General features: G+C 67.6%; 11 protein-coding genes, 1 tRNA gene and 1 pseudogene. 9 read left to right on the top strand and 4 right to left on the bottom strand.

The window, feature by feature from the left end; genetic code table 11:
- Nucleotides 1–48: 48 nt before the first annotated feature.
- The 5 genes and pseudogenes from AC0662_RS13445 to AC0662_RS13425 form a co-directional block, all read left to right on the top strand.
- Nucleotides 49–597 (top strand): annotated as a pseudogene (locus AC0662_RS13445) (KAP family P-loop NTPase fold protein); the annotation flags it as partial.
- Nucleotides 598–704: 107 nt separating this feature from the next.
- The gene (locus tag AC0662_RS13440) at nucleotides 705–1856 is read left to right on the top strand and encodes a hypothetical protein (protein WP_478300629.1); all 1152 of its coding nucleotides are present in this window, start codon (nucleotides 705–707) and stop codon (nucleotides 1854–1856) included.
- A gap of 161 nt (nucleotides 1857–2017) precedes the next feature.
- On the top strand, nucleotides 2018–2869 hold the full coding sequence (locus AC0662_RS13435; RefSeq protein WP_452204245.1) for an alkaline phosphatase family protein: 852 nt from the start codon (nucleotides 2018–2020) through the stop codon (nucleotides 2867–2869).
- A gap of 72 nt (nucleotides 2870–2941) precedes the next feature.
- Nucleotides 2942–4192: an MFS transporter gene (locus AC0662_RS13430; RefSeq protein WP_478300627.1), complete on the top strand. Its 1251-nt coding sequence runs from the start codon at nucleotides 2942–2944 to the stop codon at nucleotides 4190–4192.
- Nucleotides 4189–5166, top strand: a complete 978-nt coding sequence (locus AC0662_RS13425; RefSeq protein ID WP_478300625.1) for a hypothetical protein — start codon at nucleotides 4189–4191, stop codon at nucleotides 5164–5166. Before AC0662_RS13430 ends, AC0662_RS13425 begins: the two co-directional genes overlap by 4 nt.
- 54 nt (nucleotides 5167–5220) lie before the next feature.
- On the opposite strand, the gene AC0662_RS13420 is transcribed toward AC0662_RS13425, so the two are convergent.
- Nucleotides 5221–5293 (bottom strand) — tRNA-Thr (locus AC0662_RS13420).
- A gap of 26 nt (nucleotides 5294–5319) precedes the next feature.
- Here AC0662_RS13420 and AC0662_RS13415 point away from each other — a divergent pair.
- Nucleotides 5320–6528 (top strand): MFS transporter, encoded by a 1209-nt coding sequence (locus AC0662_RS13415; RefSeq protein WP_478300623.1) that lies wholly within the window; start codon nucleotides 5320–5322, stop codon nucleotides 6526–6528.
- On the opposite strand, the gene AC0662_RS13410 is transcribed toward AC0662_RS13415, so the two are convergent.
- The gene (locus AC0662_RS13410) at nucleotides 6458–7675 is read right to left on the bottom strand and encodes an MFS transporter (RefSeq protein ID WP_478300621.1); all 1218 of its coding nucleotides are present in this window, start codon (nucleotides 7673–7675) and stop codon (nucleotides 6458–6460) included. The genes AC0662_RS13415 and AC0662_RS13410 overlap by 71 nt on opposite strands.
- 48 nt (nucleotides 7676–7723) lie before the next feature.
- On the opposite strand from AC0662_RS13410, the gene AC0662_RS13405 reads away from it, so the two are divergent.
- From AC0662_RS13405 to AC0662_RS13395, 3 genes are all read left to right on the top strand, one after another.
- Nucleotides 7724–9097 (top strand): pyridoxal phosphate-dependent decarboxylase family protein, encoded by a 1374-nt coding sequence (locus AC0662_RS13405; protein WP_478300619.1) that lies wholly within the window; start codon nucleotides 7724–7726, stop codon nucleotides 9095–9097.
- Between the two features lie 71 nt (nucleotides 9098–9168).
- The gene (locus AC0662_RS13400) at nucleotides 9169–9465 is read left to right on the top strand and encodes a DUF4287 domain-containing protein (protein ID WP_452204239.1); all 297 of its coding nucleotides are present in this window, start codon (nucleotides 9169–9171) and stop codon (nucleotides 9463–9465) included.
- A gap of 15 nt (nucleotides 9466–9480) precedes the next feature.
- Nucleotides 9481–10221 carry a TrmH family RNA methyltransferase gene (locus AC0662_RS13395; RefSeq protein ID WP_478300617.1) on the top strand — a complete coding sequence of 247 codons (741 nt, stop codon included), beginning with the start codon at nucleotides 9481–9483 and terminating at the stop codon, nucleotides 10219–10221.
- 30 nt (nucleotides 10222–10251) lie between these two features.
- On the opposite strand, the gene AC0662_RS13390 is transcribed toward AC0662_RS13395, so the two are convergent.
- Together AC0662_RS13390 and AC0662_RS13385 are read right to left on the bottom strand one after the other, a co-directional pair.
- Nucleotides 10252–10932 carry a SecDF P1 head subdomain-containing protein gene (locus AC0662_RS13390; protein ID WP_478300615.1) on the bottom strand — a complete coding sequence of 227 codons (681 nt, stop codon included), beginning with the start codon at nucleotides 10930–10932 and terminating at the stop codon, nucleotides 10252–10254.
- A gap of 27 nt (nucleotides 10933–10959) precedes the next feature.
- Nucleotides 10960–11853 (bottom strand): GIY-YIG nuclease family protein, encoded by an 894-nt coding sequence (locus AC0662_RS13385; RefSeq protein WP_478300613.1) that lies wholly within the window; start codon nucleotides 11851–11853, stop codon nucleotides 10960–10962.
- Nucleotides 11854–11986 lie beyond the last annotated feature (133 nt).

Here is an 11986-nt window from a genome sequence, read left to right as displayed (position 1 = left end):
GGGCGGGTCAGTGGTCGCCGGCTCGCGGTTGGGTGGCGTGTACGGACGTTCACGCCGTGGATGTACTCGGACCTCGAAACACTGCAGCTCGGGTTCTTCGACGAACTGCGGGAGGCGCTCCCGGACGACCACCAGTGGAACCTGACGCGGGAACGTATCGCGAAGCTCGCGCTGGCCGTCAGCCCGGCGGCGAAGGTCCACGGGGTCGACGCCAGCAAAGTCGTTCAAGCGAGTGCGCAGAAGTGGGGCGGCCTGAGCGCCGACGCCATCAAGCGGAAGGCCGAAACCGCACTGGAGAAGTCGGGTCTGCCGATTCTGATGGTGCTCGACGACATCGATCGGCTCACGCCTGCCGAACTGCTGCTCGTCTTCAAGCTCATCCGGGTCGCGGGCCGGCTGCCGAACGTCTACTACCTCATCGCGTACGACGAGCAGACCGTCCTCGACCTGCTCTCGAACACGGACCTGATCGACCGCGAACGCAGCACCGCCCGGGCACGCGACTACCTGGAGAAGATCGTCCAGATCCGCCTCGACATCCCACCATTGCGCGCCCAGGACGCATCAGACCTACTCAACCGGGAACTCGCGCGGTTCTTGATGAGTCAGCACCTCGACGGCCGGGTCGACCTCGTCGAACGCTTCACGTCCGTGTACTACGACCACCTCATCGATCGGCTGAACACGCCGCGACCCGGCGCTATGTGTCGCAGCTGGAAGCACTGTACGGTCGGCTCGCGACGGACGTCGACCTCGCCGACTTCATGCTGCTCACCTGGCTGCGCATCGCCGAGCCGGCGCTGTACCGGCTTATCCCTCGGCACCGTGCGGACCTGACCGGAACGATCTCGGGAAGGCACGAGATCGCCGATTTCGAGATCGAGGTCGACGCCACCTACAGGATCTCGAAGTGGCAGGACCGTCTGCGCGCAGCGGGAGTCGCGAACGAGGACCATCGCGCAGTGCTCGCCGTCCTGGGGCAGCTGTTCTCCCGGATCGGCCTCGCTCAGCGAGGCGCGTCACAGCCCGTCGACGACTCGACCATGGACTTCGTCCATCGACGCAAGGGCGTCGCCCACACGGACTTCTTCGACCGGTACTTCGCCATCGGCATTCCACCCGACGACCTCTCCGACATCGACGTGTCCGAGGCTCTTGACGATCTGTTTCGAGGGGCGGAACTCAAGGCCCCAGTCCGGTTCGCCCTCGTCAATGACACGGCAAGGGTGCTCCGAAAGTTTGATGCCGTGCGACCGCTCGACCTCTTCCCGGTTGCCCCACTGATCACGTTCCTGGTCGATCTGTATCAAACTCTGCCCGACCAACCAGACGTCGTCCTCAGCAGCCGAGATGCCATCCGGTCGCACCTCGAAAGGGTTCTTCCGGCGGTTATCGCGTCGCCCGACAAAGAGCACCACGACCTGATCGAGAGTATGAAGTCGACAGATACCGGCCTGATGCTTCTCACGAACGCAGTCGCGCAGGCTGTCATGCGGGGAACGGCACAGCCGTGGCTGGACGAGCACAAGTCCTCGGTCCGCGACGCCGTCTCGTCGCGGCTCGCGCGAGAGACGTCCGCGCAATCGGTCGACGATATCCTCTGGCGGTCCTTCTGGGCGTGGCACATCGTCGACGAACAGGCAGCCGAGGCCTGGATCCGCGACCAGATCAGCGGTGGACGGTGGACCTTGTCCGAGACGGCTGCATGCCTGTTCGCAACGATGTGGCCCTCCGTCGGCAGCGATCCGCAGGGAGAACTGCGATTGGCCGCGATCCGCGACGTACTCGGCATGGAGAGCGTGGCCGAGTTGATCCGCCACCTCGACCCCGAGATTTCCTCCGCGGGTGCCACCTGAACCCGGAGTGGTTGAATCTTCACTCTGGGTGATCGCCGGTTGTTTACCCGGCGAACATCTGGCGTGCTTGCAGGATTGGAACTCGCGCGGTGCGGGGGTCGCAGGATTGGGCGCGGCCCTGAGGGGTGCAGCAGGGCCGTCCATCCCTGTGAGGAGGAATCGTGATACGGAAGCGCATCGCGGCCATGGTCGTGGCGGTTGCGGCAGTTGTCGCGTCGGCCATGGTAGTCACCACCCACTCGCCCACCGCGCAGGCGGCGACGACGGTGCCGGTGTTCGACCACATCGTGCTGGTGATGTTCGAGAACCACGCGTACTCGCAGATCAACGGGAGCTCCGGCGCCCCGACGTTCAACAGCCTCGCGAGCCAGGGGGCGAAGTTCACCCAGGCGTACGGCGTCACTCACCCCAGCGAGCCCAACTACCTGGCCATCTTCTCGGGGAAGACCCAGGGCGTCACCGATGACAGCTGCCCGCACACGTTCAGCGGGGACAACCTCGGCAACCAGCTGATCAGCGCCGGCAAGACCTTCAAGGGGTACTCCGAAAGCATGCCCTCCGACGGCTACACCGGCTGCTCGAGCGGCACGTATCGGCGCAAGCACAACGGCTGGGTCAACTTCAGCAACGTGCCGTCGTCCAGCAACCTGATGTACGCCGACTTCCCGAGCTCGGCCAACTACGCCGGCCTCCCGACCGTGTCGTTCGTGAGCCCGAACATGTGCAACGACATGCACGACTGCTCGGTCGGCACCGGTGACACCTGGCTGAAGAACAACCTGAACGCCTACGCGACCTGGGCGAAGACCCACAACAGCCTGCTGATCATCACCTTCGACGAGGACAACGGCGGTTCGTCGAACCATATCTTCACCGCGTTCGTCGGCGCTCACACCCAGGTCGGAACCTTCTCCAACCAGATCAACCACTACAACGTCCTGAGCACCATCGAGAGCGCGTACGGACTGAGCCACCTCAACTCGGCGTCCGAGATCACCAACGTCTGGAACTGATCTCGCCGGAATCACCCGCTCGTGGACCCGTTCCACGAGCGGGTTTCCGCCCACTCGTCGGAGGTGACTCTCGTGTACCTGTCCTCGATCGACCGTCCGCACGCCGCGGACCCGTCCCGCAGGCGCGCACTGTTCCTGCTGAGCGGCAACGTCTTCGCGCTCGGCGCCGTCAGCCTGATCACCGACATCTCCTCGGAGATGGTGACCGCGGTGCTGCCCGTCTACCTGATGGTCGGACTGCATCTCAGTCCTGCTGTGTACGGCGCGGTCGACGGCACGTACACCGGCGCGACCGCACTCCTTCGGCTGGTCGGAGGGTACGTCGCCGACCGAGCACGCCGGCGCAAGTTCATCGCCGGCCTCGGCTACGGGTTGTCGGCCGCCGCCAAACTCGGCCTACTTGCTGCGGGCAACAGTGTCGGCGCGATCGGCGCTGTGATCGCGGTCGACCGTACCGGCAAGGGCCTGCGCACGGCACCACGCGACGCGCTGATCACGTTGTCCACCCCGCCGCAGTTGTACGGGCGTGCCTTCGGCGTCCACCGGATGATGGACACGATCGGGGCGTTCGCCGGACCGCTGGTCGCCCTGGGCATCCTGACGGCCACCACCCAGGCGTACGACGCGGTTTTCGTGGCGAGCTTCTGCATCGCGGCATTCGGCGTACTCGTGCTGGCGCTGTTCGTGCGCGATCACCGCAACGAACAGGCACCGAAGAGTACGGTGAGCCCCTCGGCTCTGGGCGGTCTGCTGCGGATGCCGCGGGTACGACGGCTCGTGCTGGCCGCATGCCTGGCCGGGCTGGTCACCATCGGCGACGGCTTCGTCTATCTCCTGCTCCAACGCCGCGAAGCATTGAGCATCACCTGGTTCCCGCTGCTCGCCGTGGGCACCAACCTCTCCTATCTCTTGCTGGCCGCACCCCTGGGCGTCCTGGCCGACAAGGTTGGGCGGCTCAAGGTCGTCGTAGCCGGCTACACCGCGCTGATGCTGGTGTACCTGTTGCTGTTCGGGCCGCTCGGCGGTTGGCCCTTGCTGGTCGTCGTACTGGCGCTGTACGGCGTGTTCTACGCATCCACGGACGGAGTGCTGATGGCGCTCGCTGGACCGGTCCTTCCCGAGGGACTGCGCACGACGGGAATCGCCCTGATCCAAACCGGACAAGCCTTGTCGTACGTCGCCTCCTCGGTGCTGTTCGGGATCGCCTGGACGGCTTGGGGACCAGCCGACGCGTCCCGGATCGCAGCGGCGCTGGCTGCGGCGGCCGTATTCGTGGTTGCGTTCCTGCTGCGCGGCATCTCCGCCACGGAGCAGTCGGCATGACGCGGCGGACAGTGCTCGTCCTCGTCGGCGCGCTAGTGCTTGCCACTGTCGCAGTCGGGTACGGCGTGTTCACGACCGGCCGCGAGCAGCCGACGGTGGCCGCGGCTAATACGCTGAGCCTCACCGGCCCGCGGATCATGTTCCGCAGTACTGCACCGGACAGCAAGGGCCGCCTTGCTCTGGTGGCCAAGGACAACCCCGGCGGGCCACGTTCGGTGTCGGCGCTGACCTGCCTGCGGGTCTACGCCGCCGGCGGCACCGGAACCTGTCTGCGCCAGGACGGTGCCCTGGCCACATTCCAGATCGCCATCCTCGACCAGAACCTCACCGTGAAGAAAGCGATCCCGTTGGTCGGCGTACCGAACCGCACGCGAGTCTCCGCCGACGGACGCCTCGTGGCGTGGACGGTGTTCGTCGCCGGCGACTCCTACAACAACGGCCGCTTCTCCACCCGGGCCGGCTTGATCGACCTCAAGACCGAGGACATGGTCGACTCACTCGAGTTCCTCTCGGTGACGCTGGACGGCCACCCCTACACCGCTCCCGACCGCAACTTCTGGGGCATCACCTTCGCTGCCGACGACAACCGCTTCTACGCCACGATGTCCACCGCCGGACACCGCTACCTGGTGGAAGGCGACATCGCGGCGAAGACCGTCCACACCATCGCGAAGAACGTCGAGTGCCCGTCCTTGTCCCCTGACGGCAAGCGCATCGCCTTCAAGTCCGCGATCGACGACACCCCATCGAAGGGATGGAGGCTGTCAGTCCTTGACCTGGCCACAGGGACGAGAACCCCACTCGCCGAAGCCCGCAGCGTCGACGACCAACCTGCGTGGCTCGACGCCAACACCATCGTCTACGCCGTCCCGGACGGCCCCGACGACTCCAACATCTGGTCAGTCCCCGCCAATGGCACCGGCGCCCCACACCTCGCGATCCCCCACGCCGAGTCCCCAGCCGCACTCGGCTGACCAGTAGCCGCTCCCACGATCATAAGCGGCTACTTATTTTTTCCCACAGAACGGAGCCGGTGAGGGGACTTGAACCCCTAACCCCCGCTTTACAAGAGCGGTGCGCTGCCAATTGCGCCACACCGGCGTGGTGTCGGTACATAGTAGTGGATTGTGTGGGGGTTGCTGCGCGGGTCGGCGGGGTTCAGGGGGCTTTGGGGGGCTCGGGCGGTTTCGGTGCTCGGGGACTCGGTGGGGTTGGTGGCGCTGCTGCTGTATGTGCAGGAGTCGACCGGGGCCGCGTTGGCGGTGGCGTTGTTGCTGTTGGCGGGGGACTTCGTGCCGGGGTTGTTCGGAGCGTTGGCGGGGGCGATCGGGGATCGGTTCGATCTGAAGCGGGTGATGGTCGCTTGTGATCTTGTGCAGGGTGCGCTGACGGTTGCCCTGGCGGTCACGCTGCCGCCGCTCGCGGTGTTGTTGGTCGCCGTCGCGGTGCGGGGTGTCGCGGCGCAGGTGTTTCTGGCCAGTTCGCGGAGTGCGATGCCGGCGTTGGTGCGGGACGAGCAGCTCGAGGCGGCGAACTCGGCGCTCGGTGCGGGGACGAACGGGCTGGAGGCGATCGGTCCACTGATCGCCGCGGGGCTGTTCCTGGTGACCGACGCCCGCGGGATTCTGGCGATCGACGCGGTGACCTTCTTCGTGTCGGCGGCGTTGCTCAATCGATTGCCCAGGCTGGAGTCCGGTGAGCGGTCGGGGCATAGCTTGTTCAAGGACGCGCGGGACGGGCTGGGGTACATCTGGCGGGCGACCCCGATCCGCGTGATCGGGATCGGCTTCTTCGCCGTCGTCGCGTTCAACGGGGTCGACGACGTCGCGATGGTGTTCCTCGCGAAGGACGAGCTGCACGGGAGCGATTCGGCGTCCGCGACGTTGTACGCCGGAGTTGGTATCGGACTCGTCATCGGGTTCGCGATCCTGGCGCGGTACGCGGGCTCGTTCACGATGCCGGCCCTGATGCTCCTCGGGTTCGCCGTCAGCAGCGTGGGCAACCTCCTCACCGGGCTGGCCTGGGCGATCTGGGCGGCGCTCGCGCTGCAGATCATCCGCGGGCTCGGTATCGCGGGCATCGACGTCGGCGTCAACACGCACCTGCAACGCGTCGTACCTGCGCATCTTCGGGCGCGCGTCTTCGGGAATCTGTACGGCGCGATCGGGCTGGCGGCCGGGATCTCGTACGTCCTCGGTGGACTGCTCCTCCAGCACACGAACGCGCGGACCACGTTCGTCGTCGCGGGCGCGGGCGGTCTGGTGGCTACGGTTGCGACTGCGCTCGGAGTTCGGCGATCGGGCGGCGGAGAGCGCGAGCCCCAGGGACGGCGATGAGCGCGATCGCGGCCATCACGAGAAAAGCCGCTGTCGGGTGGTCGACGAGCAGGCCGACGATGACCGCCACGACGAGCCCGCCGAGGTTGCCGGCCATCCAGATCAGGCCGGCCGCAGTGCCTTCGGCTTCTCCGGTACGGCGTTCCACGAGCTCGAGCACGATCGGGAGGGCGGGGAGGAGGAGCAGACCGATCAGGGTGATCGAGACGAAACCGGTGAGCACGCCGGGGGCGACCGCGAGCAGGACACAGGCGGCGGCGGTGGCGGTCAGGCTGGTGACGAGGAGCGCGGATTCGGCGCGGTGGCGGGCGACCAGGATCGGGATGGTGGCGCTGCCGAGGACGCCGGCGACGACGTTGACGAGGAGGATGGTGCTGGCGGTGCCGCCACTAACGCCGGCGGGTTCGAGCAGCGCTTGTGCGAAGGTGCTCATGGCAACGAAGACGCCGAACGGGAAGACCGCGAGAACACACAGGCGGCGGATCAACGGGTCACCCCAGACGGCTGCCAGTGCACCCAGGCCAGGGCGCGTTGCAGGAGTGCCCGAGGCAGAGTCGACCGTCGGATGCTCCGCTGCGGGTTCGAAGGTTCCCGGGTGGCGGAGAGCGATGCCCAGGGCGGCTGCGGCGAGGACGCAGAAGACGGCGGTGACCGTGAGCATGGTCGGTAGGGAGGACTCTGTGGTGAAGATTGCGGAGAGGAGGAAGGCGATCACCATGCCGGCGAAGATGCTGGCGGTGCCGACCGCGATGCCGGTGGGGCGGTCTTTCTCGGCGAGGTAGCGGCCGGTGATGCCGGTGACCGCGTTCAGCACCAGGGGCTGCGCGATCGACGCCAGGATCTGGCCCGCGAGCAGCCAACCGAAGTCGTCACCGATCAACCGCACGACGGCGCCGACGGCGGTCAGTACGGCGCCCGCGATCAGCCCGGCGCGGAACCAGCGGTCGAGCGCCAGTCCGCACGGGATCGCGAGCACGACGTACAGCAGCGGAAACACTTGCGCGAGCCAGCCGATCGCGCTTTCCGAGACGCCGTACCGGGCGGCGGCCACCGTGGTGACGCCGGCGAAGTTCAGCCAGACCAGCTGGGTCGCCGCCCCCACGAGGGAGTAGCCGACGATCGCCGACCAGTGGCTCCGCATCCGCATGCGCGAACTGTACGCCGGTGCGTTGGCCCGAGGGCGTACAAAAGAAACATGGTCGATTGGGAGGGACCGCTCGGTGAGGCGTACGAGCGGGCGACGAAGTATCTGGCGGGGTTGCCGGAGCGACGAGTAGGGCCGCGGGCGACGGCGGACGAGTTGCGGGCGGCGTTGGGCGGGGCGTTGCCTGCCGGGCCGAGCGACCCGCGGGAGGTGGTCGCGCGACTGGCGGAGGGTGTCGAGGACGGGCTGTTGCCGAGTGGGAGCGGCCGGTTCTTCGGGTTCGTGTTCGGTGGGGCGACGCCGGCGTCGCTCGCTGCGGACTGGCTGACGACGACGTGGGATCAGAACGCCGGCCTGTACGCCGCCTCGCCCGCGGCGGCCGTGGTCGAGGACATCACGGCGCGCTGGCTGGTCGAGTTGTTCGGGCTGCCGGAGACGACGTCGGTGGGGTTCGTGACCGGGGCGCAGATGGCGAACTTCACCGGGCTCGCGGCGGCACGGCACGAGGTACTGCGGCGCGTCGGGTGGGACGTGGAGCGGCAGGGGTTGATCGGAGCGCCGCGGATCCGGGTGCTCGCGGGTGCCGAACGGCACGACACGGTGGATCGAGCGCTCAGGTTCCTCGGCCTCGGCACGGACTGCATCGAGCCGATCCCGGTCGACGACCAGGGCCGGATGCGGGCCGACGCGCTTGCGCAAGCAATTGCGCACGACACTCCACAGATCGTCTGCGCTCAGGCGGGGAACGTGAACACCGGAGCGTTCGACGCGGTGGGCGAGATCTGTGCGGTAGCGCATGCGCACGACGCCTGGGTGCATGTGGACGCGGCGTTCGGGCTGTGGGCAGCGGTCAGCCCCTCCCTCGCGCATTTCCTCGATGGCGCCGAGCAGGCCGATTCGTGGGCGACCGACGCGCACAAGTGGCTGAACGTGCCGTACGACTCCGGCCTGGTGTTCTGCGCGCACCCCGAGCCGCATCGCGCCGCGATGTCGATCCGCGCCGCGTACCTGATCCAGGACGAGAACGGGCAACGCGACTCGCTCGACTACAACCCGGAGTTCTCGCGGCGGGCGCGGGGCATCCCGGTGTACGCCGCGATTCGCGCCCTCGGCCGTTCCGGGATCGCGGAGATCGTCGACCGCTGCCACGCGATGGCGATCCGCTTCGCCGACATCCTGCGTGCCGAGGGTGTGGAGGTGCTGAACGACGTCGTACTCAACCAGGTCCTGGTCCGGTTCGGGGACGACGACACGGTGACGCGGCGGGTCGTCACGACGGTCCAGGACGAGGGCACGTGCTGGATGTCCGGGACCACCTGGCAGGGGAAGGCCGCGATGCGGATCTCGGTCACCAACTGGACCACCGGGCCGGACGACATCGACCGGTCGGCGGCGGCCGTGCTCAGGAGCTGGAAACTTTCCTAGGAACCCGTGTCGATTTCCGTGCCAGTCGCTCGACGCAGGTGTGTACGACGACCACACAGGAGGAAATCACCATGTCGTTCCAGGCCTACTTGGACAAGATCGAGGAAAAGACCGGCAAGACCCCGCGGGTTCTGGTCGACGAGGCGAAGAGCCGGGGGTACGACGCCAAGGACGTGAAGGCCGGCGTGATCTGCGACTGGCTGAAGGCGGACTACGAGCTCGGCCGCGGGCACGCGATGGCGCTCGTGCACGTGATCAAGAACGGACCGCAGATCGGCGACAAGCACGTCGGCACCAAGGGCACGCATTCCGACCCGAGCAACATGCTCTGGCTGGACGGGAAGGCAACCAACCCGCTGACCGCGTAGCGCTACCGTAGGCGGGTGGATGCGAAGAAGTCGCCGCGCGACAAGTGGATCACCGTCTACGGGCGGAAGCCGGTACTGGAGGCGTTGCACGATCCGAAGCTGTCGGTGGCGAAGGTGGTGCTCGCGGACAACGCGACCGGAAACTCGATGCAGGAAATTCTGCGGGCGGCGGAAAGGTTCGGCACGCCGGTCGAGCGGGCGACGGCCAGCCGTGTGAAGTGGCTGGCCGGGAACGGCAAGCACGACCAGGGTGTGGTCGCGGACGTGAACGCGCCACGGATGACGCCGCTGGAGGAGTTCGTCCGGGACCGCGGAAAGCGGCCGACCAACGTTTTCCTGCTCGACGGCGTGACCAATCCCGGAAACGTCGGAATGATTCTGCGGACCGCGACCGGCGCCGGCATCGACGGCGTCATCCTCCCCCGCGCCGGTACGCCGCACGTCGGGCCGCTCGTCATCAAGGCGTCGGCCGGCGTCGCGTTCCAGGCGCCGATCGTGAACACGTCCACCGCGAAGGCCGCAGTGGATCTGCTGCGGACGGCCGGGTACCACGTTTACGGGCTCTCGGCCCGTTCCCAGGACTCGCTGTTCAAGACCGAGCTCGAACCGCGGGCGGTGTATGTGCTCGGCGGCGAGACGAACGGCATCACCGTCGCCACCGACTCGGACCTGCAGATCCCGCTGCACGCGACGGTCGAGTCGCTGAACGTCGCCGTCGCCGCCGCGGTCGTCGCCTTCGAGGTCACCAACCGCTGACGCCGGCGGGCGGTAAGGCGGAGTACGCCGCTAGCCGGTGATCTTGGCGGCGAGCTCCTCGGCCGACTCGCGGGTGTAGGAGCCGGAGATCTGGATCTTGCCGCCCGGGATCGCCGACTGCACCGACGGCGCCGCGACCACCTGGTCGTGGACGACGATCGCCAGCTGATTCGCCGGTGGTTGCTGCTGGGCGAGGCTCGCGGTGAGTTGCGCGAACCGCTTGGTGCCCTCCGGGTCGAGGTTCAGGGCGACGTACCACTGGCCGGTCGTTGATCCCTGCTGCATGTCGGCCTTGACCTCCGACACGTTGCTGCCGTCCAGCTCGACCTTGCCGAGTGTGTAGGCGGTGCCCTTGTCGTCGCAGGACACACCCGCGGGAGCCGGCGAGGGACAGCTGCCGGGCTTCGCCGTCAGCACCCGTCGGAACTCGACCGCGGTCGGGTCCGACGGTTTCGTGCGGACGGCCGGGGTCTTGTCTGCCGGCTTGTCGTTCTGGGTCGCGATCAGCACCACACCGGTCACCACGAGGATCACCAGGAGCAGCACCAACCCGCCGACGAGCAGGAACAACCCCTTCGACCGCGGCGGCGGCCCCGGCGGCTGCGACGGAAACGGCGGCGGATAAACCGGCTGCTCCGGCAACTGCCCCGGCGGTCCGGACGGTGCCTGGTATGGCGGTTCGTTCGGCGGCGGGCCCGGCGGTTGCGTCATGGGTCACCATGCTAAGTAACGAGGAAGTCACTCCTTGAGCAACCGCGCCGCCAGTTCCGCGTTCCGCTGCGCGAACCCCCGCCACAACTCAGGCGTCGCGGCCACCCGTTCCCGCGCCGTCGCCTCCCCCACCGCCCGCTGCGTCCACGTACACATCCGCCCGCCCCGCACCTGGAACCGCACGAGCACCCCCGACGCCCACCCGTACACATCAACGTCCCGCGGCTCGAGCCACGCGACCTTCTGCTCGGCGACGATCCAGTCCAGCGCCTCGATCTCCCCCTGCACCTTCGCCGCGAACTCGTACCGCAGCTCACCCGAAGCCCGATCCCGCCGCCGCACCAACTCGTCCCGCACCGTGTCGACCGCGGCCGGATCCCGTTCCAGTACGGCGATCGCGGCCCGCGCCAACGCCTCGCGGTCCTGCGGCCCGATCCCGAACAACCGCCCGAACTCCTCGGCCGACCCGTCACCTTCGACCGTGTACTGCAGCGGCAGCACCCGATGCAGACCGGAGATGGCCTGCCGGATCCGCAGTCCACCGAGGTACGGCCCGAAGTGCGGAGCGCTCCCGGCGACGGTGTGCTCGAAGCGCAGTCCCGGTCGTGCCCCACTGTCGAGGCGGATGTACCCGACCACCTCCGCCCCACCCTCGGTGCGGTTCCAGCGCGGCTTGGAGTGCTCGAGCAGATTCCGTTCGAGCCAGGCCGCCTCGTGCTCCGAGTCGCACCAAACACCTTCCACGCGGGCAATCCGCCGTACCATCCGCGCCAGGTGCGGACGGTCGCCGAGGTTTACCCAGTACGAGCGCACTCGACGCCGCAGGTTGCGCGCGCGTCCGACGTACAGCACCTTGCCGGCGTCGTCGCGGAAGCGGTAGACACCGGGACCGTCCGGAAGCTCCCGGATACTGCGGTTCATCAGCCCAGTGTGCACGGTTCGATCGGCCGAGTGATCAAGCGGTGGAGTGTTTGAAACAAAGGCTCGTCCGGTCTTGCGCGCGGGTGTCGTGAGACGCCATTCTGGCGGGCGATCCGAGTGCTCGTAGGGGGCT

It is taken from the genome of Kribbella sp. NPDC043289 (assembly GCF_056436705.1).
The sequence above is the reverse complement of the archived record's forward strand: the minus strand, read 5'-3'. Positions and strand labels throughout refer to the sequence as shown.

Coding starts and splice junctions, on each gene's coding strand:
- AC0662_RS13425 (WP_478300625.1), top strand. CDS start 4,189: ATGACGCGGCGGACAGTGCTCGTCCTCGTCGGCGCGCTAGTGCTTGCC.
- AC0662_RS13410 (WP_478300621.1), bottom strand. CDS start 7,675: ATGCGGATGCGGAGCCACTGGTCGGCGATCGTCGGCTACTCCCTCGTG.
- AC0662_RS13405 (WP_478300619.1), top strand. CDS start 7,724: ATGGTCGATTGGGAGGGACCGCTCGGTGAGGCGTACGAGCGGGCGACG.
- AC0662_RS13400 (WP_452204239.1), top strand. CDS start 9,169: ATGTCGTTCCAGGCCTACTTGGACAAGATCGAGGAAAAGACCGGCAAG.
- AC0662_RS13390 (WP_478300615.1), bottom strand. CDS start 10,932: ATGACGCAACCGCCGGGCCCGCCGCCGAACGAACCGCCATACCAGGCA.
- AC0662_RS13385 (WP_478300613.1), bottom strand. CDS start 11,853: ATGAACCGCAGTATCCGGGAGCTTCCGGACGGTCCCGGTGTCTACCGC.